The organism is Enterococcus sp. HY326, from assembly GCF_026157065.1.
Lineage (GTDB): Bacteria > Bacillota > Bacilli > Lactobacillales > Enterococcaceae > HY326.
In genome coordinates this window covers 160,554-186,858 of the sequence record NZ_JANLGQ010000002.1, presented here as the reverse complement: position 1 = coordinate 186,858, position 26,305 = coordinate 160,554, and the positions used below count along the sequence as shown (strand labels likewise).

Annotated in this window: 26 protein-coding genes and 1 pseudogene; 9 read left to right on the top strand and 18 right to left on the bottom strand. The window is 38.4% G+C overall.

The features are described 5' to 3' along the window. Positions 1–36: 36 nt before the first annotated feature. Entirely contained in the window at positions 37–786 is a 750-nt protein-coding gene (locus ORH16_RS05555; RefSeq protein WP_265456989.1) for a carboxymuconolactone decarboxylase family protein, read from the bottom strand. 162 nt (positions 787–948) lie between these two features. After that, on the bottom strand, positions 949–1,842 hold the full coding sequence (locus tag ORH16_RS05550; RefSeq protein ID WP_265456988.1) for a LysR family transcriptional regulator: 894 nt from the start codon (positions 1,840–1,842) through the stop codon (positions 949–951). 313 nt (positions 1,843–2,155) lie between these two features. Here ORH16_RS05550 and ORH16_RS05545 point away from each other — a divergent pair, with 313 nt between their 5' ends. Beyond that, entirely contained in the window at positions 2,156–2,764 is a 609-nt protein-coding gene (locus tag ORH16_RS05545; RefSeq protein WP_265456987.1) for an NAD(P)H-binding protein, read from the top strand. Between the two features lie 98 nt (positions 2,765–2,862). On the opposite strand, the gene ORH16_RS05540 is transcribed toward ORH16_RS05545, so the two are convergent. After that, complete coding sequence (locus ORH16_RS05540) at positions 2,863–3,234, bottom strand: nuclear transport factor 2 family protein (RefSeq protein WP_265456985.1); 372 nt, start codon at positions 3,232–3,234, stop codon at positions 2,863–2,865. 282 nt (positions 3,235–3,516) lie between these two features. Continuing rightward, positions 3,517–4,355, bottom strand: a pseudogene (locus ORH16_RS05535) (SDR family oxidoreductase). Between the two features lie 357 nt (positions 4,356–4,712). Between ORH16_RS05535 and ORH16_RS05530 the strand changes: the two are divergent. Together ORH16_RS05530 and ORH16_RS05525 are read left to right on the top strand one after the other, a co-directional pair. Then, a complete protein-coding gene (locus ORH16_RS05530) occupies positions 4,713–5,276 on the top strand; it encodes a DUF1836 domain-containing protein (protein ID WP_265456983.1) in 564 nt (187 codons plus the stop codon). Next, complete coding sequence (locus ORH16_RS05525) at positions 5,263–6,120, top strand: DegV family protein (protein ID WP_265456981.1); 858 nt, start codon at positions 5,263–5,265, stop codon at positions 6,118–6,120. Before ORH16_RS05530 ends, ORH16_RS05525 begins: the two co-directional genes overlap by 14 nt. Positions 6,121–6,264: 144 nt before the next feature. On the opposite strand, the gene ORH16_RS05520 is transcribed toward ORH16_RS05525, so the two are convergent. From ORH16_RS05520 to ORH16_RS05510, 3 genes are all read right to left on the bottom strand, one after another. Further along, positions 6,265–7,074 carry an SDR family NAD(P)-dependent oxidoreductase gene (locus tag ORH16_RS05520; protein WP_265456979.1) on the bottom strand — a complete coding sequence of 270 codons (810 nt, stop codon included), beginning with the start codon at positions 7,072–7,074 and terminating at the stop codon, positions 6,265–6,267. Positions 7,075–7,221: 147 nt separating this feature from the next. Further along, positions 7,222–8,436 carry a DUF6179 domain-containing protein gene (locus ORH16_RS05515; protein WP_265456977.1) on the bottom strand — a complete coding sequence of 405 codons (1,215 nt, stop codon included), beginning with the start codon at positions 8,434–8,436 and terminating at the stop codon, positions 7,222–7,224. Continuing rightward, a complete protein-coding gene (locus tag ORH16_RS05510; RefSeq protein ID WP_265456975.1) occupies positions 8,426–8,866 on the bottom strand; it encodes a DUF6323 family protein in 441 nt (146 codons plus the stop codon). Before ORH16_RS05510 ends, ORH16_RS05515 begins: the two co-directional genes overlap by 11 nt. A 328-nt stretch (positions 8,867–9,194) precedes the next feature. Between ORH16_RS05510 and ORH16_RS05505 the strand changes: the two genes are divergently transcribed. Further along, positions 9,195–9,728, top strand: a complete 534-nt coding sequence (locus ORH16_RS05505; protein WP_265456973.1) for a GNAT family N-acetyltransferase — start codon at positions 9,195–9,197, stop codon at positions 9,726–9,728. 147 nt (positions 9,729–9,875) lie between these two features. Here ORH16_RS05505 and ORH16_RS05500 read toward each other — a convergent pair whose 3' ends face one another. Next, on the bottom strand, positions 9,876–10,256 hold the full coding sequence (locus ORH16_RS05500; RefSeq protein WP_265456971.1) for a GNAT family N-acetyltransferase: 381 nt from the start codon (positions 10,254–10,256) through the stop codon (positions 9,876–9,878). 218 nt (positions 10,257–10,474) lie between these two features. Beyond that, positions 10,475–11,179, bottom strand: a complete 705-nt coding sequence (locus ORH16_RS05495) for a C39 family peptidase (RefSeq protein WP_265456969.1) — start codon at positions 11,177–11,179, stop codon at positions 10,475–10,477. Positions 11,180–11,831: 652 nt separating this feature from the next. Here ORH16_RS05495 and rsxC point away from each other — a divergent pair. The 3 genes from rsxC to ORH16_RS05480 are packed head-to-tail and all read left to right on the top strand — an operon-like array spanning position 11,832 to position 14,838. Next, the gene (rsxC, locus tag ORH16_RS05490) at positions 11,832–13,187 is read left to right on the top strand and encodes an electron transport complex subunit RsxC (protein ID WP_265456967.1); all 1,356 of its coding nucleotides are present in this window, start codon (positions 11,832–11,834) and stop codon (positions 13,185–13,187) included. Next, the gene (locus tag ORH16_RS05485; protein WP_265456965.1) at positions 13,180–14,244 is read left to right on the top strand and encodes an RnfABCDGE type electron transport complex subunit D; all 1,065 of its coding nucleotides are present in this window, start codon (positions 13,180–13,182) and stop codon (positions 14,242–14,244) included. Before rsxC ends, ORH16_RS05485 begins: the two co-directional genes overlap by 8 nt. Positions 14,245–14,256: 12 nt before the next feature. Next, the gene (locus ORH16_RS05480) at positions 14,257–14,838 is read left to right on the top strand and encodes a hypothetical protein (RefSeq protein WP_265456963.1); all 582 of its coding nucleotides are present in this window, start codon (positions 14,257–14,259) and stop codon (positions 14,836–14,838) included. Positions 14,839–14,881: 43 nt separating this feature from the next. On the opposite strand, the gene ORH16_RS05475 is transcribed toward ORH16_RS05480, so the two are convergent. Continuing rightward, positions 14,882–15,574: an aspartate/glutamate racemase family protein gene (locus ORH16_RS05475; protein ID WP_265456962.1), complete on the bottom strand. Its 693-nt coding sequence runs from the start codon at positions 15,572–15,574 to the stop codon at positions 14,882–14,884. A gap of 162 nt (positions 15,575–15,736) precedes the next feature. Here ORH16_RS05475 and ORH16_RS05470 point away from each other — a divergent pair, with 162 nt between their 5' ends. Further along, positions 15,737–16,489, top strand: a complete 753-nt coding sequence (locus tag ORH16_RS05470) for a DNA alkylation repair protein (RefSeq protein ID WP_265456960.1) — start codon at positions 15,737–15,739, stop codon at positions 16,487–16,489. A gap of 27 nt (positions 16,490–16,516) precedes the next feature. Here the strand turns inward: ORH16_RS05470 and ORH16_RS05465 are convergent, their stop codons facing one another. From ORH16_RS05465 to ORH16_RS05450, 4 genes are all read right to left on the bottom strand, one after another. Next, positions 16,517–17,521, bottom strand: coding sequence for an acyltransferase family protein (locus ORH16_RS05465; RefSeq protein WP_265456958.1), 1,005 nt, complete (start codon positions 17,519–17,521; stop codon positions 16,517–16,519). A gap of 84 nt (positions 17,522–17,605) precedes the next feature. Continuing rightward, complete coding sequence (locus ORH16_RS05460; RefSeq protein WP_265456957.1) at positions 17,606–18,346, bottom strand: TIGR03915 family putative DNA repair protein; 741 nt, start codon at positions 18,344–18,346, stop codon at positions 17,606–17,608. 18 nt (positions 18,347–18,364) lie between these two features. Beyond that, positions 18,365–19,684, bottom strand: coding sequence for a putative DNA modification/repair radical SAM protein (locus ORH16_RS05455; protein WP_265456955.1), 1,320 nt, complete (start codon positions 19,682–19,684; stop codon positions 18,365–18,367). Between the two features lie 119 nt (positions 19,685–19,803). Beyond that, a complete protein-coding gene (locus ORH16_RS05450; RefSeq protein ID WP_265456953.1) occupies positions 19,804–20,577 on the bottom strand; it encodes a DUF4097 family beta strand repeat-containing protein in 774 nt (257 codons plus the stop codon). Positions 20,578–20,785: 208 nt separating this feature from the next. On the opposite strand from ORH16_RS05450, the gene ORH16_RS05445 reads away from it, so the two are divergent. Beyond that, positions 20,786–21,526 (top strand): class I SAM-dependent methyltransferase, encoded by a 741-nt coding sequence (locus tag ORH16_RS05445; RefSeq protein ID WP_265456951.1) that lies wholly within the window; start codon positions 20,786–20,788, stop codon positions 21,524–21,526. 213 nt (positions 21,527–21,739) lie between these two features. Here the strand turns inward: ORH16_RS05445 and ORH16_RS05440 are convergent, their stop codons facing one another. The 4 genes from ORH16_RS05440 to abc-f form a co-directional block, all read right to left on the bottom strand. After that, complete coding sequence (locus ORH16_RS05440) at positions 21,740–22,597, bottom strand: helix-turn-helix domain-containing protein (RefSeq protein WP_265456950.1); 858 nt, start codon at positions 22,595–22,597, stop codon at positions 21,740–21,742. 89 nt (positions 22,598–22,686) lie between these two features. Next, positions 22,687–23,631, bottom strand: a complete 945-nt coding sequence (locus ORH16_RS05435) for a hypothetical protein (RefSeq protein ID WP_265456948.1) — start codon at positions 23,629–23,631, stop codon at positions 22,687–22,689. Between the two features lie 345 nt (positions 23,632–23,976). Then, entirely contained in the window at positions 23,977–24,540 is a 564-nt protein-coding gene (lepB, locus tag ORH16_RS05430; protein WP_265456946.1) for a signal peptidase I, read from the bottom strand. A gap of 102 nt (positions 24,541–24,642) precedes the next feature. Next, positions 24,643–26,220 (bottom strand): ribosomal protection-like ABC-F family protein, encoded by a 1,578-nt coding sequence (abc-f, locus tag ORH16_RS05425; RefSeq protein WP_265456945.1) that lies wholly within the window; start codon positions 26,218–26,220, stop codon positions 24,643–24,645. Positions 26,221–26,305 lie beyond the last annotated feature (85 nt).

The window sequence follows — 26,305 nt, the reverse complement described above, 5'->3', positions numbered from 1 at the left end:
GATGTTGAATGCAGTAACCATTGTTTAAGACTAAAATTAATCTGCGGCAGCGTTGACACAAGCCAATGCATTTAAACTTCTTGGATATCCGATAAATGGTAACACCTGTGAAATGATTTGTATTAAAAATTCTTTGTCATTGCCAATTCGCATATTTGTCGCAGAATGAGAAGTTAATTGTGGTTCACAGCCACCTTGAGCCAAAAGAAAACAAAAGGTAATCATCTCCCGTTCTTGATACGTCAATCCATTTCTAGTGTAGTAGTTTCCAAAACAATTTTCCGTCAGCCATTTATTAATATGTCGAGATTCTTTTGGACCACTCGTCGCAAAATTTTCCATTTGCGGACCAACGATATTGACTAATGCTTCGCCGCCTTTTTCCAAACGATTTTCTGTCGTCGTAGTCGCTTGGCCCTTAAGAGGTAGCGATAGGCCTTTGTCTTCAAAAATTTCATTGGTAGCTTTGAGAAACGGAAACACTCTACCAATCCCTAAATAGGCGACACTTTGATAAACGATTTCCTTGATTTCAACTGGTGTCACACCAAAATTCATGGCAGCGGGTACCATCGCTTTAAACTCGTCAATACTTTGCGAACCAAGCAAGGTCGCTAAAATTGCCATAAATCGTGTTTTATCGGCTAAATCCACTTCTTCAATAACCTCATCAAAAGCAAAATTATCAAAGCGTTCAATAAATTCTGGATCTGTTCTTAAAAAATCCGAAACATATCCAGGAAACATTTTTTCGTGAAATGCTTGGGCCTTTTGGGTTAACTTCATTTTCTTTTCCTCATTTCATGGGTTGTTCTCTACATAAAATAGTATAGGTGCCAAACTAAGTTGGAACAATTTGTCTTTCTTATCTCATGAATAAGTTTTACTAATGCAAAAAAGCCTGTGAGTTTTTCCTCACAGGCCCTAATTTACCCATTCTAAATGCAATTATTTTTCTGATGCAAACAACTTATGCAACAAGCTGGCAAATTCTTCCATATAATAATTGATCCGTTCCTTTTTCCAAAAGGCACAATAGTTACGAATTATGGCTTTGCCATTTTTTACCAATGGCAAACGTTTTATTGAAACTGCTGGGCTGGATAAAGTTCCTGCAACCTCAACAGGTAAAATGCCCCGATTGCCAATGACCATCATTCTTGCTTCCTCCAAGCTCTCCGCAAAAAGAAAGCTCCCGTTGAAGCCTAAGGTATTTCGATAAAAATCTGCTTCAAACGCTTGCTGCTCTTTGCTGGCTATTAAAATACAAGAGATAGTATTCAATTCTTCAATATCAATTTCATTTTTTTTACTCATTGAATTTCTAGCAGAAATTTCAATGTATACTTCTGGTTGAATTAGCTCGTAGTTAATATATTCATCAGAAAAGGCCCGTCTTTGATCACTTAAAACCACATCTACTGTGTTTTGACGCAGCTCTTGATACAATTCCTCGTGGGTACCATTGACAATATTGATAGAAACTTCTGGATAGGTTTCCGAAAATTCAGCAATCGCTTGATGCAACTCTTGACCGCTGTAAACTCGCAAATAGCCCAAATTCAATTGGGTTTCATCATCCTCGCCAATTCTTTGTGTCTCAAAAACCACTTGATTAACATCTGCCAACACTCGTTTGGCTTCTCGATAAAAATAATCCCCTGCAGGTGTCACTGAAAATTTTCGATGTTGTCGATGCAACAACTCAACACCTAATTCTTCTTCTAAAGCTTGGATTTGTTGTGAAATCGCAGATTGCGAGACAAACAACTCTTCTGCAGCTTCAGTAAAACTATTTTTCTCGATAACTGTTACAAAGTAATTCATTTGCCTAAAAAGCATTTCATCACCACTTCTATTTTCTTGAATTAAGTAAAACAAAAATTTTTCAAATAATCAAGAAAAGCTATGTGAGCCCATAGCTTTGACATTTCTAACATAAAAATTATTTTTTTATAAAAGCTCTCTCTCAGTAGTAATTATCAGTCATTCAGCATCAGACCAGCCCCAAAACCTAAAATTGGAAAAAATCCATCAGAATTTTGCCTGTAAAATAATCAGCCAATCACTTTTCTATCCTTTTAAAGTTTCCTCTTGACTTGGAGTGCGCTCCAACTGATACGCTAAACTCAATTCAAGAAAGAAGGAAAGAATGATGAAAAAAATATTACTTATTGGCGCCACTGGTTCGGTTGGCGGTGTTACCAGACAATCTTTTTTAGAGGAAACAAATGATTACTTAACCCTGTTTTCTAGAAATGCTCACCACATCCGAGGTATCAATTCTGAAAGAGAAAAAGTAATTTCTGGTAGTGTGCTAACAGCTAACGAATTGGAGGCCGCTATGGAAAATCAAGATGTTGTTTTCGCTAGTCTCAGCGGCAATCTGAAAAAAATGGCCGAAGCAATTGTCGACGCTATGAAACGAGTTGGCGTTAAGAAAATTATTTTCATTTCTTCCATGGGCATCTATAATGAAATCCCGGCTTCCATCGGTGCTTCTGGTAATTTGAATAGCAATCCGATTTTAAGAACTTATCGGGATGCAACAGATGTGATTGAAAGCTCTGGACTGGACTACACAGTTATCCGTCCGGGTTGGTTTGACAGCTCCAATGACACAAATTATCAAGTCACTCTTAAAGGTGAACCCTTTGGTGGACACGATATTTCCCGCAAAAGTATTGCGGATTTAGTTGTAAAAATCGCTGATAGTGACACTCTCTATGTAAAAGAAAGCGTGGGTATTCATCGACCTGAGTAATTTTTGGCAAAAATAACTTAAGCTTTCCAACATAAAAATCAGCTATCTACTTTTTCAGATAGCTGATTTTTATGCTTTAGCTCTATTCTTATCATACATCAATACATACTAGCAATGGCTTGTAAAATAATCCATTGTCCATTAATTTTTTCAAAGGACATTTTTAGCTGTAAACGCCAAGTGCCTTGATTCTCGTGGATAATTGCTTCTACCTTATTACGACCAACTAGCTCAGCTTTCTCTCCTTCAATTTTTGTATCAACCCAATCCTCATGACTAGCCAGATAATTCATACCTCCTGAGGCGATTTCTGCTAACCAAACTGCTTTTTCTTGTTTTAAACCAGACATATGCTGTAGGAAAAAAGTTGGGGCTAAGCTTTGCTCTAACTTTTCGATATCTGCTTCGATCATCCATCTGTAATGATTGCGATAGGCCATTAAAACCATCGTTTCTTCTGATTTTTTCATAATCGTTCTCCTTAGAAAGTCTTTGTTCATTTTCAAATTCTTTTTTTTACAACAGCAGCTTTGGTTATTCTTAATCGACAAGTTGAACAAAAGTTAAGACATGAAACTTCCAATAGTAGGAAAAGCAGAAGCATCTATTTTGCTTCTGCTTATACTTATATTTGTTGCATTCATTACAACATCTGTTTGAATGCATTCCCCTACAATATAATTAATCCCAACTCTTTTAAATCTGCTTTCTTCATCCAAATTAAAAACTCTCGAATTTTCTTTTTATACTCATCATTTTTCAGGTGCTAAATCTCCATACCAATAAGAAGCTGTCACGCCTGCATCCATTAGAAAATCACTGCCAGAAATAAATGAACCTTTGTCAGACATCAATAATTCAGCGACATTTGCCACTTCATCAGCCGTACCCGCTCTGCCAACAGGTGAGCCATCAATCATGCGGCGGTAGCCTTCACCACGAGGACCGTTCAATTCATCATTTGCCAGTGGGGTGATAATAATTCCCGGCTAACTGAATTCACTCGTGCACCACGCTTGCCCCATTTTACCGCTTCAGACATTACCCGTAAGACATTACAACGTTTAGATAATTGATAGGCATGCAAAGTATCTTTCACATTTTCAGGTTGGAGCATTTCTAGATTCAATAATTCTTCCGTTGGGGTTGTTGCCAATAATTGACTTTCTTTCTCAGATAAAGTTCCTAAACGATGACCAGATTGTGATGAAATCACCACACCACTGCCACCTTCAGCGATAACTTTGCCAAATTCTTCTAGTAAGACGGCCGTTCCATATAAATCAACTTTTAAAATAGCTTCAATTGGCGCTTGTGATGGTGAAACACCGGCGCCATTAATAAAGCCAGTAATATTCCCAAAGCTTTGTGCTGTTTTGACAAGGGCTTGAATAGATTCTCTTGATGAAATATCAACTTGAACAGCACTTGTATCAAATCCTGCATTATATAAATCAGTTGCAACACGTTGGGCATTTTCCAATGATAAATCTGCTACAACCAAATGTTTTCCATTGCTAATTCTGCGGGCAATCGCAACACCAATTAAGCCTGCTCCAGTTAATACAACAACATCTTTTATTTTACTCATGATAATTTCCTCCAAAATGTTTTATGTTCTTTCTGATACTTATTCTAGACATTTTAAAATGCGAAACAATTTCAATTGCTAATCTTATGAATAAGTTTTGCTAATGCAAAATTTTCAGATTCTTGCTGCTGCCGAAATTAACCGTTTAACACAGGAAAAACTAAAGTTTTATCTTAAATAAAGCAGATTTACACTTTGATTCATTCATACAGTGCTATCTGGAAATTAAGAGAATCAAAAAATTTAAAAACATAGTTGAATCATTCAATTTACAAAATTTCTATATAGTTTTAAAAACTATATTGTATAGTTGCGAAAATTTTGTTATCATGTTTTAGAAATTATGGAGGGGTTTTGATGGAAGATAAATTAAAAATTTGGGGACAAGAACTGGCTGAAGTTCATCTGCCCCGTTGGGATGAGCTGCCTGATCTAGATTTATATATGGATCAAGTGTTGCACCTTGTAGATAATTATTTCAAAAAATTTATCTCAAAGGATAAACCGCCTTTGTTAACCAAGGCGATGGTCAATAATTATGTCAAGTTACAGCTGATTCCCGCACCTGAAAAAAAACGATATAGTCGACGTCATCTGGCATTTTTAATTGCCATTACCTTATTGAAGCAAGTCTTAACGATTCCAGAAATTCGGGCGGGAATTTTGTTTCAAGGTCAGCATGATGGCATTCGTAATGCCTATAATATTTTCTGCGAAGAGCAGGAAAAGGCTTTGCAGATTGTTGCGCTGCAGGCTCAAGGAAAAGCCAGCGAAGGGATATTTAGCGAAGTCAATTCCCCTTATTATTTAGCGGTTAAATCAGCAGCCTTTGCTTTTGCGGCAAAATTGTTAGCAGAGGAAGCAATTCGCTTAGAAGATGAACGTATGAAAGTTGAGGAAAATAGTGATGAACAAACATAAAGCAGCCATTCTAGTGGACTCTGGCACCGATGTCCCTACCGAAATTAGCCAACAGGGGCATTTTTTTACAATCCCGTTAAAAATTATTTACCAAGATGGTGAGTACACTGATAAAGTGGATATCTCCGCTGAAGAAATTTATCAACGGCTACCGATTGAAATACCCAAAACCTCTTTACCAGATGGTGAAACGATCCAAGCAATTTTTGATGAGATAAAAGCGCAGGGCTATGAAAAAGTCTTGGCTATTACTATTTCCAGCGGCTTGAGCGGTACCTACAATGCCGTTAGATTATTAGGTGAACAATATGAAGGCCTCGAGATAACGATGATTGATACAAAAAATATTGGGATTGGCGCTGGCTTTTTAGCCATTTTAGCTGACCAATGGCTCAGAGAAGACTATTCATGGAGCGCTCTTTTAGAAAAAATTGATCAGCAAATAAAAAAAGACAAGGTCTTCTTTAATGTCGCTACCTTAGAATATTTACAAAAGGGTGGTCGTATTGGCTTAGTTGCTTCTATTTTGGGTAATGCTTTAAAATTGGCGCCAATCATCTCGTGTAATGAAAACGGCGTCTACCATACCGTTGCCAAAACCCGTGGACGCAAAAAAAGTCTGGAAAAAACTGTTGAGCTGGTTAAAAAATTTATCGGCAATCATCAACGATTTAACTTGGCTGTGGCTCACGGCGATGCTCTAGCCGATGCCGAAATGATGCAGGAACAGCTGCAACAGGTTTTTCCAACTGCCAATAAAATTTATTTTGGGCAGATTTCACCTGCTTTAGTGGTTCACACTGGCCCTGGCTTATTAGGCGTTGGCGTTCAGTTACTGGATTAGTTGCAGATGATTGGCTAAAAATGTAGCTAGTAAAAGCATCCACTTTGGTTTTAAAATTTTGTCTAACAAAAAACTTGTGCCCGCATCATGAAGGCACAAGTTTTTTTGTTGTAACAATTTATAAATGAAATTCTCTTTATGACCTTAACCTTTGGTATCGTTACCAGTACCAAAATCTTTTTGCAGAGCCTGCATGGCGGCCTTAAATTTTAAAATCTGCTCCTTGCGTTTAGGAATGTTGAAGTTATCGCCAACCTCTTGGCGTGTATAGTCGCCACAAATAACAGTTGGGTCGACGCCAAAAGCCTGAAAAGCTTCCTCCACAACCTCTGCTCCAGTTTGAAAACTAGGCGTACCCGGAGCAACCTCTGCAAAATTTTGACCAATCGTATTTCCTGGTAAAATCGCCAGCACATCGATTCCAAAATCTGACAGCTCACCCCACAGTGCTTCTGCCAGTGTGAAGGCATAGGCTTTAGTTGCCGAATAAGTTTGGATGTAAGGGCTACCGACCACGCCGCCGCTAGAAGAAAGTAAGATAATCCCACCTTTGCCCCGCTCCTTCATTTGTTTTGAAAAATGCAGGCTCAGAGTCAACATACTTTTAGTATTTGCATTCAACCGATACAATTCAAAGTCAATATCCCGCTCAGTAAAAAGTGCCATACTAGCTAGACCAACATTGTAAACTAGAAAGCCGATTTCTAAATCATCAGTCGCCGCTTTAACCTGTGGTAAAATTTCATCATCGCCAAAATCAATCGTCAGTCCCCTTGTCGCAACACCAAAATCTGCTTCCAGTTGCTTTTGCTTATTGGCAATTTTTTCTGCGTGTCTGCCGGTCACCACAACATTCATACCTTCCTTTGCCAAACGATCGCAAAATGCTCCTCCCATACCTTCAGAGCCGCCAGCAACAAATGCCCAAGTCCCGTATTTTTCTTTGAAGCTCATTTAACCTCACCCTTTCTTAAAGCGCTTTCTTATTTAATCCTACCCTGTTTCATAAACACTGACAAGGGGTGTTTTTTAAAGAAAATCACAAAGTCAACAGGCGTCAGAAAACAGGGAAATTGACTAGTCCTTAAAAACTTTTACAAATTAGGAAAAATCAGCATCTGTAAGACGGTATTGTTTCAAAATATAATCTATCTCCTGAAGCTCAATCGTTGTTGAATTTTTTAATCGCCTCTGCAAAAGTTCTCCCAAAATTGCTTCAGTATTAATTTTTTGAAAATCAGCCACACTGGTGATAGCTTGATTTTCTTCTTGAATCACTACTAACAATAAAGAACTGAAGAGCGGTAAGGCAAGTTGTCCAATAAAAATTTCCAAATTTTCCCCAGTCAAAATGTAATCATGTAATAGATTCAAAACATCATAAGGCGAAGCCACTACATCAAGTAAAATATCTAAATTCTCATCTCTTTTAAAATCATTTACCATCCTCAGATAGCTTGATTGATTCATTTCTGGTCTTAATTTCAACTGTAAAAGTTGCGAAGATTCTTTAGTCGTCAAAAAGAAAGTAGCAAGGTATTGATAATTCGGAGCAGACTCGAGGATTACCTGTAAATGTTGTAAATTTTTCCAATAATAAGGTTCACAGCCAATAAAGTTTTGGAATGTTTTTTCCTCCATAAAAAAAGTCTTGCGATTTGCGAAAATAAATGCAACCTCAACTGGAGTTAGTAATAGAGAATTTAGCTTGCTGTGGGGATGTAGCATTCTTTTTACGATAAATTGATTAAACACTACTTGGAAAATATTATTCACATCTAGCCGGTAGTCAAACTTGAGCTTTTCTTGATAAACCTGCAAAAGCTCCAAAATCAGCTCTTTAGGCAGATTCTGCAAAAATTGCTGCTCCTGTTGAAAAGCTAGCAGATACTCCTCAACAAAATCAATCCCTAAAATTGATTGATCATCTACTGGTAAAGCTAGCCAGTAATCAATTGCGATGCCATCCGTGCGGTGGGCTGAAAAATCAATATTATAGGCAGAAAAATATTGTTGAAAGCTTTGAATAGTTTGCTCTATCGTAGTAATTTCAAAGCTGTCATATTGCTTTACCAGTAGGTCATATTTTTCTTTGACGAAATGAAGCTGTGCCAAAATATTTTCTTTTCCAGAGGTGAATTTTTCAGCTACAGTCCTCCCTGTCGAACTTTTTCCCAAAACAAAAAGCAAAGAAGCACGGATTTCTGCCACTTCATTCACGGATAAAACAGAGCTACCACTCAATCTTTTTTGACAAAGACCAATCAAAAACTGATTCATTTCATTGCTAGTTGTAGCGAGTTGATTATTCGTCATCGGTCAAATCCTCCAAATCTAAGCTGGGATGGTCTTCAAAATAACCTTTGACAAATTCTAAGTCCCCTTCAAAATAATTGGAAACAGCAGAAATTTTCTCTACTATTTCTTCATCTGAAACAGTCCCATTCTCGAGCCCCCGGAGATAGTAAAAAATCTCTTGAAATCCTGCCAGCTGAACTCTAAAAGCTGCCTTTGAATAGAGCGGCTGCGTACTGACAACCTCAGTCATGAAAAATAGATTGTCAAAAGAGAAATCAATCAATTGATTTTCAATCAGAAACGTATCTCGTTCAGTTAAAATTTCAGCAGTTTCTCCTTTTGTTAATTGATATTTTTGCTGAAGTATCTTGTTTAATTTTATTTGTATTTGACCTTTTTCTTCAACCCCTGCTAAAGCATTTAATAACATGATATTGTTCTCTGTCATCTGCTTACCTCCCTTTACAAAGACTAAATAGCATGCTTGTCGAGAAAAGTAAACATTGTTTTTTCAGTAAAAATATGTTATAATAAACGTCATTTATTTGCAATAAAATGTGGAATTAATATTTTCTTAACCATTGCTATCTAAAAAATGATTGATGAAAATTTTTAAATAACAAGAAAGCGATTCTCTCAGCTGAAGGATATCGCAATGTTAGCCACTAATTCATTTTTATTAATTCATAAGGGCTAAGCATACTAATCATATTTCTTGAAAATATTTGTAGACCAAAAAGTCAATAAAAAATGCATTGATTCACAAGGAGAGAAAAATGTCCCTATTAATTCGTGAAACGACAGAGAAAGATTTTCAGACAATTTACGATGTAGAATATCGCGCTTTTAATGAAGCGGCTGAAGCGGAACTCACAGAGAAACTGTTGAAAGAACCCACAGCAGAAGCGTTATCTCTTTTAGCCTACGAAGATGATTTACCGGTTGGACATATTGTGTTCACCAAAGCTTACATTAAAAATTTTGAAAATAAAATTTCAGCGATGGTCTTGGCTCCCTTAGCAATTATCCCCAGTCATCGAGGCCAAGGCATCGGTGGCGAACTGATACGGGCTGGCTTGAAGATTTTGCAAAAAAAATCTGTCGATCTTGTTTTTGTCTTAGGTCATATTGATTACTATCCTCGTCATGGCTTTCAGCCTGCCTTGGCTTTTGGGCTACAACCGCCGCACCCAATTCAAGCTGGTTTAGAGGATGCTTGGATGGTGCAAGCTTTAAAGCCACTTGACTTGAACAAATTTGCCGGACAAGTCGCCACAAATATAATTTTAGATCAACCAGAGTATTGGTAAAAAAAAGTTAAGCTCTATTGAAGTCGGCTCTCAAATCAGATTTTAGTCTAACCTTGAGGGCCCATTTCACTTAGTAGCTTAACTTTTTCGTATCCTCTTTTTTAACCTCAAAACAAAACTATCTGCCACAAATTTTGCAGTAAGACTTTAGCTTACTTCAAAAATGGTGCCGACAACTTGGTAGCCTTGCTTTTGATAATAGCCATCGGCATCACTGGTAATGTAAAGCGGATCATTTGGATGCAATTGTTGGACTTGCTCAATCAGCTGTCGACCAATTTGGCGACCACGAAAGCGTTGATCCACCAATAAATCTAAAACATAAACACCAAAGCCATCATCATTTTTACAGCGGATGTAACCATTAATTTGGCCGTCTATTTCCACCACAAAAGCAATTGAGCGGCTCATGCAGAGCTCGTATTTTTCAGCTGATTCTTCAGAATTATAAGTCCACTCCTCCCCTTCTCTGGTCATTAAAGCAAAAAGCTCTTGAATATCTGTCTCTTGATACCTTCTAATTTTCATGTTGACCTCCTAATTATTAAAACAGTTAACTTCTATTAAAACTCAAGCTGCAAATCTTTTTCTCAAAATTATTATATCGAAAAAAGTCGCAAAACAATTTTTTTTATGAGCTTCTATCTGCCATTAAAAAAATTCTTGCCTTCTCCAAAAAAATCTCAAAAATAGCGAAAATAAAAAACATGGAGAAATTTAAACACTCAAAAATCTCTCCACGTTTTTTAACGGGTAAAGGTCCAATAATGAATTGCTTGGTCGGCAATTTCCTCTGCTGAATAGCGTTTTTCAATATGATTTTTACTTGGATCATCATTAGGGTCGTTGACAGCAATGCCTTCTGCCTGCCAATCTCTTAAAACCAAAATGTGACCGCCTTGGGTGAACTCACCTGCTGTCACAGAGGCGATTACAGGCAAGCCTTGTTCCAAGTAGGCTTGCGCAGCGTAGATATCATCCCCTAAGTCCACATATTGCAGCTGATAGGTAGCGGCAAAGTCAGGGAAAATTTGCCATGAGGTGCCTGCATCCGCCACATAATAATTATTTTGGGCCCAGCTTAAAATCTCTAAAGGAGAAACCTCTTGATTATTCCAATAAGACAACACCATTGCCAAAGAAGCAATCCCACAACCATTTGTAGCTAGCGTATTTTCACTTGAAGGATTATCACTAAATCCATATTCAGTCTCTGCCCATTGTTCATCAGTTTGCAAAATTAGAGGAGTCACCTGCTGATTATTTTCTGCTTGCAGCTTTTGGTTGGCCTCTTTGGCAAAGGCCGTTTGACTGATGGAAGCTTTAAAAATAGTTAAATTCTCAAAAGGTGCTTTCGTCAAAAACCAAGTAAAGCCTAATAATAATAACAAGCCAGCTAACAGCAGCTTCGCTGAATTATTTGTGCCTCGAGTATTTTTCCGTTTACTCACTTTATTTCCTCCTATATCTGCCAACTTTTCAAAGCATTTTCATACTTATGAGCTGTGTGGACTTAAAAAAATCTTTACAGCTTTTGTGCCTCATAAAATTTCCTCTCGTGTCGTTACACAACCTTATTAACATGCTTAGTCTTAGTTTAAACCATCCAAAGAAAATTTTAGTTCGTTTTCCTTCTTTTCTTTCTGCCTAAAATCCGTTTTATTTCTGACAATTTTATGACAGTGATTAACTAGTGTTCATAGTTATTTTACATGATAACGATTTTTAAGCTCTTTTACCACCGGCTAAAGTCTGACTTTGCCTTTTTTAGATAACAGTCAAAATTTGAAAAAGAAAACAGATTAATGAATTGAGAAGGTTATCGCAAATCAAAAATAATTTTTTCACTGCTAAAAAAAATCAAAAACGGTAAAACATATAAAAAGACACAAAATCGACTAGCTTATTTTTGTTAAACTGAACATTTTCTGCTTTTCACTCCACAAGCGCACAAAAAAACAGCGTTTTTTACTTCATATTTCTGAATTTTATTCTGATTAAGTAATTGAAAAACAGGCTATTAATTTACCGGTAAAGGGGCCTATGCTATCATAAAATTGATAAGTTTTTTATTGTCTTTAAAAATTTATAAGGGGGAAAACTATGAAACGGACTGCATCTGGAAAGTTTACCGGTGGGATTATCTTCAGCCCTTCCACCAAGGCTTTAAAGGAAAGATGGAATGTTCAGCAGGAAAAGGAAATTTATTTCCAGCCTGATCGTGTGTATATTCCGTTGCAACAGCAAATCGGTGCACCAAGTGAAGCAGTCGTCGAAAAAGGGGACGTAGTCAAACAGGGAGATCTGATTGGTCAAGCAGGCGGTTTTGTCGGTGCAACTATCCACGCCAGCATTTCGGGGACAGTCAAAAAAATTGTTGATTGGCCGGATGCTTCAGGCAATCAAGTGCCAACTGTCGTGATTCAAAGGGATAAAAATGCCCCTGAGGTCAGCTTTAGTAAAAAAGATAATTACCAAGCCTTAACTAAAGAGGAGTTAATTCAACGAGTCTCTGATGCCGGAATTGTTGGCATGGGGGGCGCAACCTTCCCCACCCATGTCAAATTAACAGTGGATGATGATATCACAGTCAAAAGTATTGTTTTAAACGGAGCTGAATGTGAACCCTTCTTAGAAGCAGACGCTCTGCTGATGGAAAACGAAAGTCAAAGAATTATCACCGGTGCAAAAATTGCTCAAAAAATTTTTGCAGCAGAGGAAATTTTAATCGCCATTGAAACTGATAAGCCAGAAGCGATTGCAGCGATGCAAAAAAGTGCAGCGGAATTTACAGATGTGCAAATTGTTCCGGTGCCTACCAATTATCCTCAAGGTGGAGAAAAACAATTATTGGAAAGTTTACTACAAATCGAAGTGGCAATCGATGGCGGCCTACCGGTAGAAGCTGGCGCTTATTTAATGAATGTGTCAACTTCAGCTGCCGTTGCTTCCGCTGTTGAAAACAAACAGCCATTAATCAGCCGCTACTGTACAGTTTCTGGAGATGTGCGACAAAAGCAAACAGTCATTTTCCCAATCGGGACTTTAGCTGGTGATATCATTGATTTTTGCGGTGGCTTTGATGGCCTGCCGGAAAAAATTTTGATGGGCGGCCCAATGATGGGGAAAGCTTTAGCTACTTTGGATGTTCCTTTAACAAAGTCCAGCAATGGCCTAATTATTATTGGGAAAAAGAGCAACGAAGCGTTTGAAGAAAGTCCTTGTATCCGCTGCAACTTATGCTCGGAGGTATGTCCGATGCGCTTAGAGCCGCAAAATATTGATTTATTTTACCGCCAAGGAAATTCTAAACGCTGTCAGGATTTAAAGGCCGACGCCTGTATTAATTGTGGAGCTTGTTCCTATGTGTGTCCTGCTCGCCGGGATTTGGCACGTAATATTACGGCTGCCGCTGGTGACATCAAAAAATTAATTGAGGAGGCGAAGGAAAGTGCCTAATCAAGAGTCAACAAAAGAATATGAATATATTCCCAGTAAAAGTGCTCAAGAATTTGCCCAGCTGCAAGACACAGTTGTCGAAGCCTCCCCTCATCTGCGGGGAGACCAGACAACTAGAAAAATTATGCTCTGGGTCATTATCGCTCTTGTTCCAAGTTTTATTGGCGCTGGTTATTATTTTGGTTTCCGGGTCTGGGGCTTATTTTTCCTTGCCATTGCAACAGGTCAGCTTTGCGAAATTCTTTGGTTCAAACTGCGCAATCGAACTCTGACATGGGATTTAAGTGTTGTCGTCACCGCAATGTTATTGACGATGAATCTACCACCATCAGCCCCGTGGTATTTTCCGGTAATCGGTACAGCGTTTGCGGTAATCGTTGTCAAAGAATTTTTTGGTGGCATCGGTTTTAATTTTATTAATCCGGCTTTAGGGGGCCGAGCTTTACTCGTCGCCTTGTTTTTCACGGAAATGTTTAAAATCAGCTGGCCAAATCCGCCCTTTGATCGAATTTCGCCAGATATTGTTACCTCGGCCACGCCCTTAGCCATTTTAAAAGAGGGCGGCCTTTTGAGTAATCAGCAATTATTAGATGCCTTTGTGGGAAATATTGGCGGACGTTTAGGAGAAACCAGTAGTATTTTGATTTTAATTGGTGCCGCAATTTTACTGTTGAAAAAAATTATTCACCTGCGGATTCCATTAACAATGTTAGGCACCATTGGGCTACTAGCGTTTATCTTTGGTGGAAATAGTCTTTTTTCAGCGGACTATTCGGTGGTGATTGGTCATGTGATTGGTGGCGGTGCGATGTTTGGCGCCGTTTTTATGGCGACTGATTATTCCTCCACCCCTTCAACAAGAGCGGGAGAATATCTTTTTGCCGCCGCCTGTGGGATACTCGTGATGATTTTCCGTTTTTATGGATTAACCAATGAAGGAGTCAGCTACAGCATTTTAATTATGAACTGTCTGACACCGCTAATTGATTACCTATTACGAAATCGTGTACTAGGTGAGCCGGGAAATAAATTCTTGAATATCAAACTCAATAAATAAGGAGGTCCTGAGATGGCTTTAGGAAGTCGATTAGTATTTTTTCTTTGTATTCTATTGACCTGCTACACTGCAGAAAAATATCAGCAAACCACTGTCCCCGCAAAAGGGCCCAGTCCGATTGCCCGTGTCTTTTACTCTGCTTTTTTAAATTACTTAGCTTTTGTCGTGGCGGGCATCAGTTTTATTTTGATTTACCAAAACGTCCAAATTCCCGGAACTGAAGAAGTTATCCTTAGAGTACTGGCGGGTATTTTGGCTCTGATTTTTAGCGGAATAACCCTTTTTGCTCCCAAAAATAAAAAACTACTCACCAGCAGCTTGAAAAAAATGATGATTAGTGTGGTCTTTTTACTAAGTTTAGCCATTTTCCCTGCAAATGCAGCGGGTACGTTTTACGAATTTCTTTTACAAGTCGTTGTCTATGGTGGGATGTATTTTATTTTCAGCATCGCTTACAGCGGTGCTTTAGACCGAATGGCAATGGCCGACATCCCGGCATTTATTAAAGGATTGCCACTAGCAATTACTACGCTTTTTCTATTCTATTTGAGCTTTTCTTTTTTCAATGGCGTCTTTTTCGGCTATTTATTTTAAAGCAAAAAAATTGCGCCGCTGCTTTTAACAACGGCGCAATTTTTTATTTATTCAACGCCCACTCGACAGCCTTTTGCGAGTGGATTTTTGTGGTATCAAAAACTTTTACTTCCACATCCGCAGCTTGAATTAATAACCCAATCTCTGTACAGCCTAAAATAACGCCAGTCGCTCCTTTTTCAGCTGCTGCTTGAATCAGCTTTTGAAAATAAACTTTGGAGTCGGCGTGAATTTCCCCATGACAGAGTTCATCAAAAATAATTCGATTTACCTGCTCGACCTCTGACTCCTCAGGAATAATCACCTCAATTCTTTCGGCAATAATCCGTTCCTTATAAAAATTCTGTGTCATCGTATACTTTGTGCCCAGTAATAAAACTTTTTTTACCGCTTGCTTTTTTAGTTCCGCAATTGTCGCATCAGCAATGTGCAACAGCGGCAGTTGGCTTACCTCTTCAATCTGTGGAGCAACTTTATGCATCGTATTGGTACAAATGACTAAAAAGTCAGCGCCTGCTGTTTTCAATTCGTAAGCTTTTTGACCCAGTACGGCTCCGGCTTTTTGCCAATTATTTGTTGCTTGCAGCTCTTCGATTTCAGCAAAATCAACACTGGCCAGTAAAATTTTAGCTGAATGCAGCCCACCTAGTTGCTGATTGATGAGTTGATTGATTTCTGTATAATACGTTACTGTACTTTCCCAACTCATGCCACCTAATAAACCGATTGTTTTCATAAGCGCCTCCTTAAACTACTTTCATTCTTTAAGCTTACCCACTTTTTTCAAATTAGCAAGCTGCAAATCATCAAATCAACAAAGCTAGTATTTTTTTCATGCCTATTTGTGCTATACTCAAAAAAAGAAATCGCTATCATTTCAAAGAGAAAGGGAACCGCTATGAGCCAAAAATTTAAGGACTACTATGATTATCTCTACTGTGAGGAGCTGGCTGAGAAATTTACGAGAGTCTACCCGGATTTTGACACTAAAAAATTTATTGACCAGCTAGCTGATTTAGAAAATTTAGCCTTCAATGATCGGCAAGTCCTGATTGCTGAAGCTTTAAAAAATTGCCTTTCTCTTTCATACGAAGAGACGATTGCCGTTTTCACTAAAATTCTAGGACCTGAACTCAAAGGCAGTCTGGGAATGTTTACTGAGGGCTATTGGCTGTGGCCGTTAGGAAAATATGTCGAGCTCAATGGCACAGCTAATTTTTCTGTCAGCACTGAATTTGCAAAAGAATTAACCAAGCGCTTTACTGGCGAATTTGCCATGCGCCCAATAATTCAAGCACAGCCAAAAAAGGCAATGAACTTATTGATTGATTGGAGTACAGATGACAATCAACGGGTGCGTCCTCTAGCCAGTGAGTGTATTCGCATTCGCTTGCCTTGGGCCAAAAAAATGACAATTGCTTTGGATTATTTTCCAGAATACACAGAAGTTTTAACCAACTTAAAGGATGACCCAGATAAATCCATTCAAAAAAGCGTCGCCAATAATTTAAACGACCTATATAAAGAAGACCCAGAAAAATTTTCTGAAATTATTTCCGCCTGGTCTACTACTAATTTAAGCAAAGCGACAGCATGGATTATACACCATGCCTCCCGCACAAAAAGGAAAGTCGAACAAGCAGAAAGCTAGAAAAAACGACCACAAAAGTTAGGCGCTTCACCTAACTTTTGTGGTCACTTTACGTGGGATTTCTTTAAAAAATTGTTTCAAGGAAACTCGGCAGCTCTCAACTTTTTGACTGCCTAACACAGCAGTCAACAGAAAACTTCCTGCTAACAACAAGAGAAAACCGAAGAAATTAATTTGAAAATCGCCAAAATTAAGTGTCCGCAAGCCCCTGATAAGAAAACCATGAAGCAGATAGACGGTCAATGTATGACGGCCCCAATTCGTAAAGAACATTTTTTGCGTTGGTATTAGACTTAAAAAGCTGAAGATTCCCACTACACCTAAGGTCAAAACAATCCCCCGCACGATTGCCCCCAATTCAGGAATTGATAGAAAATCATCGTAGGGTTTTGAGCCAAATAGCCAGTATTTATTTAACGATTCATTAACTTGAATGAAAATATAAATACCGATTAGGAGCACCAGACCCTTGACACGAGCGGCATTATGTTGAATTTTTTTAAACACCTGCGGCGATAAATAAAAGCCTAGAACAAAAAACGGTAGAAAAACTAGTGTCCGCTGCAATGTCAATTCACGATTAATAAAAGGCAGATAGCCTGCTGTAATGGCAATCAAGAAGGCTAAGATAACCCCGGTCAACGGTGGAATTTTTCCAAAGATAAAAAGCAGCAGATTCCAAAAAAACATCGACAAGAGAAACCACAAGGACCAATGGGGAATCGAAAAATCAATTTGAAAACCCTGCGTATTTCCGACAGCCCAATCATACACAGAATAAATAATTTGAAAAATGAAATAGGTCAGAACAAAGGTCTTAAAGCAGTTTAGTAAATACCCTGGCCTTTGATACTTTTTAGAAAAAAAACCGGCAATCATAATGAAGGCTGGCATATGAAAGGTAAAAATCGTGTAGTAAATATCCCGATAAAAATCACCATCTTCAATAAACGGCTGCAAGAGATGGCCAAATACCACCAGCACCATCAAAATAAACTTGGCATTATCAAAATAGCTATCCCGCTCCTTCATACTTCCCCTCCTCAGCCTTTAATTATCACATACTTCCATTATAATTTCCTGTGAAGAGATGATTAAAAAAGTGCGAATTGCTAATTAAAAATCAACCATATTACCGCGAAAACGTAACGGCAGATGGCCCATCTGTGCTCTGGGGTTGATGCGTTCTTTGATGGTCACTGCTTCAAGAAACGTCCGCCACTGGTCTTGTTTTTCCCGCTCGATAATATTTTCGGGAATATCGGGGGCCTGAACATCCTCCATCAAGGTAGTCTGACCTTTTTCGATAACTGCTAATATTTGTCGAGTCTCATCATAAATCATCAAAGTTTCTAGTGGATAACGCTCAGCAAAGTGCGGGCAAATATAGGGTAAAGAAAAATGTTTGGGATTGATTTTGCCAAACAAAATCTTACCAACATATTCAAAACGCAGAAAGCCTGTCAGTAAATGTGCTTCACCATACATGGCTTTAATGGCTTTTTGTAAAGTCAAAATTGCCGGGTGGCCAATAAAGTTTTCTAATGAATCTTTGGTTTGTAAGGCGATCTCAATTGCCTCTAAAAGACAGACCTCTTTATTAGCCGCAGAGGAATAAAAACCATCTTGAATAAATTTGAGATTGCTGGCAGTCAAGCGTTTTTGTAAACGAAAAAAAATCCTTTGCGCTAGCTCTGCTTGTGTTTCAATCATTTCTTTGACAAATAAAGTAATTGTTGTATCTTCGATTGGATAAATTTCACCGGGAAACTGCTGCCGGTTGAAGGCCGTTAAGACAACGGTCATAAAGCCGGCAAAGCTGCCATCATATTCCCAAACGTCAGTTGTCTTTTCCATCTTTAAGCTCCTCTCAACTTAATTTGCTAAAAGCAAACGTTGCTCTTTTGCTTTCTGATATTCAAATTTTTCAACATCAAAAAAGCTTAATTGTTCACCTGCACTTTGAGTATTCAAGTTTTTTAAAACTTGATATTGTTTGGAGGAAATCAGCGAAGCAATAATCCATTCTGGGTCATGAATTAAACCAGCCACAGTCTGATTGCCACACTTAATGAAATACTGAGCCCGCTTCATGACGATGCCGATTTTTTTTAAATCGGCAACATGCAGCGTGTAGTATTTGCGGGCCTTCAAAATATTTTTTGCCCCCTTAGGACCAATACCGGGAATCCGCAGCAATAAATCATAACTAGCTGTTTGAACATCCACCGGAAATAGCTGATAATTTTGAATTGCCCAATTGGCTTTGGGATCCAAGTACAAATTAAAATTTGGTTTGTCTACTGTCAAAATCTCATCTGCTGAAAATTTATAAAAACGCATCAAAAAATCCGCTTGATACAGGCGATGCTCTCTTAATAAAGGCGGCTCACTGTCAACAGCCGGCAACAAGCTATCTTGATTGACTGGAATATAAGCAGAATAATAAACTCGTTTAAGCTGATATTTTTGATATAAATTTTCGGCAATTTTTACAATTTGCCGATCACTTTCCGGCGACGCTCCGATAATCATCTGTGTCGACTGACCCGCTGGCACAAAGTTTTGTCGACGCCGTATCGCTGGCACTAATGAATGTTCATTTTTAGTCTGACTAATTTGTTTCATCGGCTTATAAAGTGCGTAAGGATCTTTGTCCGGGGCCAGCAATGCTAAACTTTCCCGTGAAGGCAGCTCAACATTGACACTCATCCGATCAGCAAGATAGCCTAACGTGTCGACAAGTTTTTCATCCGTTCCAGGTATCGCCTTTACATGAATATAGCCGCGAAAGCCTTTTTCATTCCGTAAAATTTCCAAGGTTTTAATAATTAACTCAGTGGTGTAATCGGGATTTTTAATAATTGCTGAGCTGAGAAACAGACCTTCTATGTAATTGCGCATATAAAAATCCATCGTCAAATCGGCGACCTCTTGTGGTGTGAAGGTCGCCCGCGGGATACTGTTCGATTTGCGATTAATGCAATAGTGGCAATCAAAAATACACGCATTGGTAAATAATAATTTTAATAAGGAGACACAGCGGCCATCCGCCGTAAAGGAATGGCAGATGCCGGCCGCTGCTGTGCTTCCAACTGTTCCTTGTCGTTGATTATTTTCAACACCGCTACTAGAACAAGACACATCATATTTTGCGGACTCTGCTAAAATTTCAATTTTTCTGGCTAGCTCCATATCCATCCTCTTTCCCAAAAACGAACAAACGTTCCCTTTTTGTTTATTGTAATGGATAGTGGGCAAACTGTCAAAAAGAAAAAGCTCAACTACTTATTTTAAGCAGCTGAGCCTGAAAATTATCCTAAAAATTCAAAATTAATATCATCATTTGAAGTATACACTTCAATCGTTTTACCCCCACTACCGCCATTACCTAAAGTATTGCTACCATTTGAGGTATCAGAGGTCACCGTATAATCACTGCGTTTACCCCGCAGGTTGCCATCGACCATACCGTTACTTGTTTTTGCAACAAGAGATTCTGTTAAAATTAGATCATCCAAATAAATTTCATCATTGCTAGTCGTTAAATAACCTGAACCGATACGGGATGAATATAAACTAATTTGTCCATTGCTAGTAGTTGCCATCAAGGATTCTGCAACTTTGCCGTCTGAAAAAGTAATTTCACTATTACTAGTTTCTAAATTGGCATTCTGACTGACTACATTGACAATTGAAATATCGCTGTTGCTGGTTTTGATATTTAAGTCCTCCAACGCTGCTTGCGAAATTTCAACATAAACGGAATTATCCCCCAGCTGAAAATTATTTAAAAAGGAAGTTAAAAAGGCAGACCAATTCTTATGCTTGACCAACACTAGCTCCCCACCATTTTGTTCTATCTCGTAACGATACTTATTATTTTCCATATAACTGATAGAAACATGCGGCTCATCCCCATCAATCGCTTCCAGGTAAACTTCTGAATTTTGATCTTCAATCGTCAATGAGCTGAGTTCCTCATAGGATTCGTAAATTTTTTTGTCTTGACTAATACTTTGATTCAACTGAAAACCTGCCAATAATACAGCTCCAACTAATAACAATCCCACCACTATCTTTTTCATTTTCTCGCCCCCGCTTCATTTTGATACCCTATTATCAGTATACCCGACTATAGTAGCCAACAGATTGGACCTAAGACTGATTTTCTCTTACACAATCAGACTGAGTGATCAAAATATTTAAAGTAAACATTTGTTAGCATTTTGAAACTCAATAAAATATTTCAGGTAAACTATCTAACAAATCTCAAAAATTTTGGAGGCAGTATTTATGTTTAAAGAATACGGAAAACTCAGCAGTTTGATGTACGAACTGACAAAACCCGTTGGCAGTTCACTAAATGGTGATTTGGAGTATTATTTAGAAAAACTACAAGCCGTCAATGGCCCCATCCTTGAAGCTGGTGTGGGAACGGGTCGCTTGTTGATTCCTTTTTTGCAAAAGGGACTTGAAATGGAGGGGCTAGACTTATCGAAGGAAATGTTAGCCTACTGTCAAAAAAATCTAAATAAGGCTGGCCTGACAGCTTCAATTTGGCAGGCTGATTTAACCAATTGGTCCACAGAAAAGCAATACGCGGCAATTATTATGCCGACTGGCAGTTTTGGCCTACTGCCAAATAAAAAACTCGAGTCAGTCTTAGCCAACTTTTATCGGCAGTTACAGCCAGCTGGCAAACTAATAATCGATTTAGAATTACCAGTGGGGTATGACAAAAACCAACTAGGCCTTCGGGAAATTCCGATTGATGAAACATCCGGAATTCTCTTTACAGGAACACCAATCCAAATTGACTGGTATCAGCAAAAAGCTAGCTACCTGCATCGTTATGAACTAGTCAAAAACGGCACGGTGCTGAAAACTGAGCTTTCGCATTTTGAGCTTGCTTGGTATGGCTTGCGGGAATTCACCCTGCATTTAGAAAAAGCGAATTTTAAAAATATTCGTTATGAGCTTAATTATAATAAACAAGACACAGGTTCATTGGTTACTTTTCTTGCAGAAAAATAAATCAACAGGACTGAATTTTTTATAAAAATGAGTTGACGCTTGAAGTTATTCCAACTGATTTGCAAGAAATGCTGGTCTTCCGTGATGAAACAAAGCAATAACCTTTCATGATTTCATCCTGCACCTCAAAAATTTTTGAAAAAGTAAGTTTGCAGCAACTCCTAAAAGTTAGACCAAAAATCTTTTTTTGAGGCCATTTCAGTTTAGCTTCTATCAGCAAGTCTCATTTTGAAATTGTCTTTTTTCTTCTGCTAAATCAGCTAAGTAACTATCTTTTTCCAGCATGGCTAAAGCGGCTTCCCCTTTAGTAATTAGCGCTTTATCCCTTTCAAAAATACCTTTTCGCACCATAGTGAAATAATAAAAATGATACATTTCCAACTCTTTTGCCAAAGTCAGGGCCTGTTGATTTAGATTTTCAGCCTGAAGATAGTCTTTGTTTCGAACAAAAAGACTGGTGAGGTTCAGATACACCGTTAGAAAATAACTTTGCAGTGGAGCAAAATCTTCATAGCGAGTTAATTCTTTGAGAATCCTTCGGCCAATAGCTAACGCTGTTTCACTAGGAAAGTAAACGACAATCGTGCTGGCCATTTTTAATTCTGATAAGGTCCAGCCATTCATTTGGTTCAACCGCTGCCAAAGTTGTGCCAATTTTTGTTTTTCAGGTTCCTTTAGGTCACTAGCGGCAAGATTTGGCACAGCTAGCATAACCTCTGCAATCAATTTAATTTCGCTGATTTGAAAATCAGCTTGCTTTTTTAGGTAGTTTTCTGCCAGCTGAATCACACTTTTCAATTCCTCTGAATGACTATCATCAGGAATTTGCGAAAATTTTGCCAAAATCTTTTTCTTAGGATTGTCTCTTTGTAGCAAAAAAGCCAGCTCATCAAAACTGACGTCTAGTCCATCCAAAATATGGACTAGCGAATGATAGCTAGGACTGTTTACATTATTTTCAATTTTTGATAACGTCATCCGTGCCAGATAATCGCCACAAATCTGCCTTTGCGACAACCCTTTTGCTGTTCTGATTTCTTTTAGAACGGTGCCAATTGGCTTTTTAGTCATGGCAAACTCCTCCACTTACAAAATGAAATTTTAAAAAGCAATAATCTCTTAATCGATCCTTGAAAAAAATCATTAGTCAAAGAACAAATTTAGCGGTCAGAAAGCTCAATCTCTGTTGCCAATTTCGCATTAATCTGCTTAATTTTTTTCTGTGTGTGGTCCACGTAAAAAACCGCAATGTTTGCTACCTCAGGTACGGCTTTCTGATAAGCAATTAGACGCTCCAGCTTCAAAACGAGCTCTTGTTTGTTTCCCTGAACTGCGGCCACCAAAATTTGCAAATGGAGATAGCGAATCAAATGGACTGTGTACCAATTTAAGCGGGGATTGTTTTCCATCAGCTCTTGAATAGCCACCAGCTCCTCTGGCAAGTCTTGAAAATCTTGTCTATGGGATGTGTTCATAGAATAATTCACGAGGTTTAGCATATAATGATTGGCCCAGTCAGAAAAATAGTCTTGATACCGCAAAAAATTGCTTTTAAAGCGGGGCAATAGCAGGCGACGAGTCTCCCGATCAAAGCAGCCGCTGAGAAAGCCAAAATTTTCTAACTCTCTAAGTCCCCAGCTCTCAATTTGCAGGAGATAATTTTGCATAAATTGATATTCATGGTTAAATTCTGGCGGCAAGCTTAACTCCTGTTGCCAGCTGGTCAAGATATTATAATGGACTAAATAAGCGTAAAAGCGCTCTTCCTTTTTTGAGCTGTCTTTATATTGCTGATAAAATGCCATGGTAGTCCCATCTGATTTTGAAAGGACATCAGCTGAATCCTGCTGCATTAATTTTGAAACATAGAGATCGAGATTTTGCGGTGGCAGCTGATTGCGCTGGTTATGGAGAAATAAAAATTCATCGACTGAAAAAATTCCGATATTATATAATAGCGGCTGCAGATTTTCGATACTGATTTGATTTTCGCCTGACTCGAATCGATACGCAGTCGTGCGGCTGAGTAACCCACCATAAACTTCCATAATTTGAAAGCCCCGCTGAATTCGTAAATGTTTAAAGGTTGCCCCATACGTTGCCATTGAATCACCTCGTTTTGTTTCAAAAATGAAACAATAATTTCCTTCAGTTTACGCTAGCCTTCTTTTAAAAACAATCATAAATTTTTTTCATCTTTTGAAAAAATTAGAAAACCAGCTGGTATGTAAAATGGCTGAACAATCAGTTTCGCTTAAAACTGCCAGATTAATTAATCTTTTAAGTGTCATAAGTTTCCATGATAGAATATTTTTCCTACAAAAGCTGGCTGCCACTAGTACTTTTGTCTGGCAAAAAAATCCAATGTTCTTCTGAGTTTAGACAGATTACATACAAAAAAACCAAGACACCGAATGTTTCAGTATCTTGGTTCATCATTAGTGAGTAGTTTAATTACTACTGGCCGTTGTATCTTCAGGAATATTTAATTCGCCGAAGCGGTCAAAAGGCCACATCGCAAATTTCGCATTTGCGGTGATGGATGATTCTGGGATTGGACCAAAGTAGCGACTGTCCTTGGAGTTTTGGCGGTTATCTCCCATAACAAAGTAATAGCCGTCAGGCACGGTAATTGCCGCAAAATCATCCGTTAATTGCTCTCCATAAGCTAGCTCGCTTTTGTATTCATCTAGATAAGGCTCATCAACTGCCTCACCATTTACATATAAAATATCTGCTTGATAGGTAATCGTATCCCCCGGCAGACCAATCACACGTTTAATATATTCTTCTCCTTCATGACCTTCATCGGGAGCATCTAAAGCCACGATATTAAAGCGATTGATACCACCAACTTTTAAACTAAAGAGCCATTCGCCATCCTGTAGCGTAGGATCCATCGATTCGCCGATAACAATCACCGGTGTGAATAAAAAAGCTCGAGCGGCGAAAACCACTACCACTACAATTACTAACCAAAGAATATCGCGAATATTATTTTTTATCCAATTCATTTGTCACCCTACATTTCTTCTTTTATCTAAATAATTATAGCACTCTTGCCAAAATCAGCAAACCAAATTTCTAGAATTTGACAGATAATTAATCCGAAACGTTTATGTAGCATAATTTTCAAATTTAGTGAGAGTGCCATCTGCAATTCTCAACTCTTGTCGGCAGATTTTTTTCAAGAAAAACCGGTCATGGGAAACCAATAGTAACGTACCGGGATAGTTTAAAAGAATTTCTTCGATTTCTTCTCTAGTGGCAATATCCAAGTGATTGGTGGGCTCATCCATAATTAAAAAATTGATTTCTTTTTGCAAGATTTCTAAAAGTGCCAAGCGTAGCTGCTCACCACCGGATAAGTTTTTAACCCGTTTAAAAACATCCGTCGCATAAAAACCAAATTGTGCTAGTTTTCGTCGCGTCTTTTCTTCCTCGCCGATAAATTCTTGGGTGTAGGAAAGAAGTGTTTCAGAGCTGTCTTTAGTAGGCAGAATTTGCGGCAGATAGCCGACTTTGACAGAAGCGGCGAGCTTAACAGAGCCTTCATCAGCAGCAAGCTCATTTAAGATAGCTTTAATCAAGGTACTTTTACCACTACCATTTGCCCCTTTTAAAGCAACTCGTTCTCCTCTAAAAATCGTGAAATTCGCATCTGAAAATAATAATTCTTCTCCCCCGAACAGAGCTAAATCCTTTACAGTCAGGATTTCTTTGCTGACTTTTTTAGTTGTTTTGACATCAGCTAATTTATTTTTATGCTCTGTCGGCGCTTTGATTATTTCAATCTTAGCCAATCGGCGCTCTAGCTCTTTGGCTTTACGGAAGAAATCTTCGTTATCCCCTTCATGGCCCCACTGGCGGAATTGGCGAATTTGTTTTTTCAGCCGCAGAATTTCCTTTTGCTGCAGCTCAAAGTTTTTCTGAATTTCGGCAATCCGGGCTTTTTTCAGCTCGATAAAGCGTTCATAATTACCGGGATAGTCAATCAGCTTGCCTTCTTCAATCTCAAAAATTTGATTGACTGTACGATTTAAAAATTCCCGGTCATGACTAATCAAAACGTAGCTTTGCTTAGTATTTTTTAAATAATTTTCCAGCCATTCAATTCCCGCTAAGTCCAGATGATTAGTAGGCTCATCTAAAAACAAACAGTCGGCTTCGGTCAATAAAACCTTCGCAAGTTCTAAGCGTAACCGCTGACCACCGCTTAACTGATTGACACACACGTCAGCTTTATCTCCTAAGCCAAGACCTTTCAAAGTGGTCGTGATTCGATCGCCTAACGTATAGCCCCCCAATTCTTCATAGGTTTGTTGCAGGCGACCATATTTTTCCAATAGCGAATCAAAATCAGCCTGAGGATTTGCCAGTTCCGTTTCAAAGTGTCGCATTCGCTGAGCAACATTATCAATCTCAGTAAAGTTTTTTAATAAATAGGCCTCAACTGTTAAAACAGAATCCATTTGAATCTGAACAAGTTGGCTAATACGAATTCCTTTTTGGCGGCTAACTGTGCCGCCATCGACACCCTCTTCACCAGCTAAAATTTTCAGCAGGGTTGATTTACCACTGCCATTTGCACCGACTAAGCCAATTTTTGCACCTTGGTTAATCGTGATCGAAAGTTCGTTGAAAAGCGGATCTCCGCCGAAATTTTTGTTTAATTTATTGCCTTGAATAATCATTTGTCTGCTCCCTTGTCAGACCATCAAAAAAAGTCATGGAAAAATCCATGACCTGTTATCTTTTTAATCGTAATATATTACGAGA

Coding starts and splice junctions, on each gene's coding strand:
- ORH16_RS05555 (WP_265456989.1), bottom strand. CDS start 786: ATGAAGTTAACCCAAAAGGCCCAAGCATTTCACGAAAAAATGTTTCCT.
- ORH16_RS05550 (WP_265456988.1), bottom strand. CDS start 1,842: ATGCTTTTTAGGCAAATGAATTACTTTGTAACAGTTATCGAGAAAAAT.
- ORH16_RS05545 (WP_265456987.1), top strand. CDS start 2,156: ATGAAAAAAATATTACTTATTGGCGCCACTGGTTCGGTTGGCGGTGTT.
- ORH16_RS05540 (WP_265456985.1), bottom strand. CDS start 3,234: ATGAAAAAATCAGAAGAAACGATGGTTTTAATGGCCTATCGCAATCAT.
- ORH16_RS05530 (WP_265456983.1), top strand. CDS start 4,713: ATGGAAGATAAATTAAAAATTTGGGGACAAGAACTGGCTGAAGTTCAT.
- ORH16_RS05525 (WP_265456981.1), top strand. CDS start 5,263: ATGAACAAACATAAAGCAGCCATTCTAGTGGACTCTGGCACCGATGTC.
- ORH16_RS05520 (WP_265456979.1), bottom strand. CDS start 7,074: ATGAGCTTCAAAGAAAAATACGGGACTTGGGCATTTGTTGCTGGCGGC.
- ORH16_RS05515 (WP_265456977.1), bottom strand. CDS start 8,436: ATGACGAATAATCAACTCGCTACAACTAGCAATGAAATGAATCAGTTT.
- ORH16_RS05510 (WP_265456975.1), bottom strand. CDS start 8,866: ATGACAGAGAACAATATCATGTTATTAAATGCTTTAGCAGGGGTTGAA.
- ORH16_RS05505 (WP_265456973.1), top strand. CDS start 9,195: ATGTCCCTATTAATTCGTGAAACGACAGAGAAAGATTTTCAGACAATT.
- ORH16_RS05500 (WP_265456971.1), bottom strand. CDS start 10,256: ATGAAAATTAGAAGGTATCAAGAGACAGATATTCAAGAGCTTTTTGCT.
- rsxC (WP_265456967.1), top strand. CDS start 11,832: ATGAAACGGACTGCATCTGGAAAGTTTACCGGTGGGATTATCTTCAGC.
- ORH16_RS05480 (WP_265456963.1), top strand. CDS start 14,257: ATGGCTTTAGGAAGTCGATTAGTATTTTTTCTTTGTATTCTATTGACC.
- ORH16_RS05475 (WP_265456962.1), bottom strand. CDS start 15,574: ATGAAAACAATCGGTTTATTAGGTGGCATGAGTTGGGAAAGTACAGTA.
- ORH16_RS05470 (WP_265456960.1), top strand. CDS start 15,737: ATGAGCCAAAAATTTAAGGACTACTATGATTATCTCTACTGTGAGGAG.
- ORH16_RS05465 (WP_265456958.1), bottom strand. CDS start 17,521: ATGAAGGAGCGGGATAGCTATTTTGATAATGCCAAGTTTATTTTGATG.
- ORH16_RS05460 (WP_265456957.1), bottom strand. CDS start 18,346: ATGGAAAAGACAACTGACGTTTGGGAATATGATGGCAGCTTTGCCGGC.
- ORH16_RS05455 (WP_265456955.1), bottom strand. CDS start 19,684: ATGGAGCTAGCCAGAAAAATTGAAATTTTAGCAGAGTCCGCAAAATAT.
- ORH16_RS05450 (WP_265456953.1), bottom strand. CDS start 20,577: ATGAAAAAGATAGTGGTGGGATTGTTATTAGTTGGAGCTGTATTATTG.
- ORH16_RS05445 (WP_265456951.1), top strand. CDS start 20,786: ATGTTTAAAGAATACGGAAAACTCAGCAGTTTGATGTACGAACTGACA.
- ORH16_RS05440 (WP_265456950.1), bottom strand. CDS start 22,597: ATGACTAAAAAGCCAATTGGCACCGTTCTAAAAGAAATCAGAACAGCA.
- ORH16_RS05435 (WP_265456948.1), bottom strand. CDS start 23,631: ATGGCAACGTATGGGGCAACCTTTAAACATTTACGAATTCAGCGGGGC.
- lepB (WP_265456946.1), bottom strand. CDS start 24,540: ATGAATTGGATAAAAAATAATATTCGCGATATTCTTTGGTTAGTAATT.
- abc-f (WP_265456945.1), bottom strand. CDS start 26,220: ATGATTATTCAAGGCAATAAATTAAACAAAAATTTCGGCGGAGATCCG.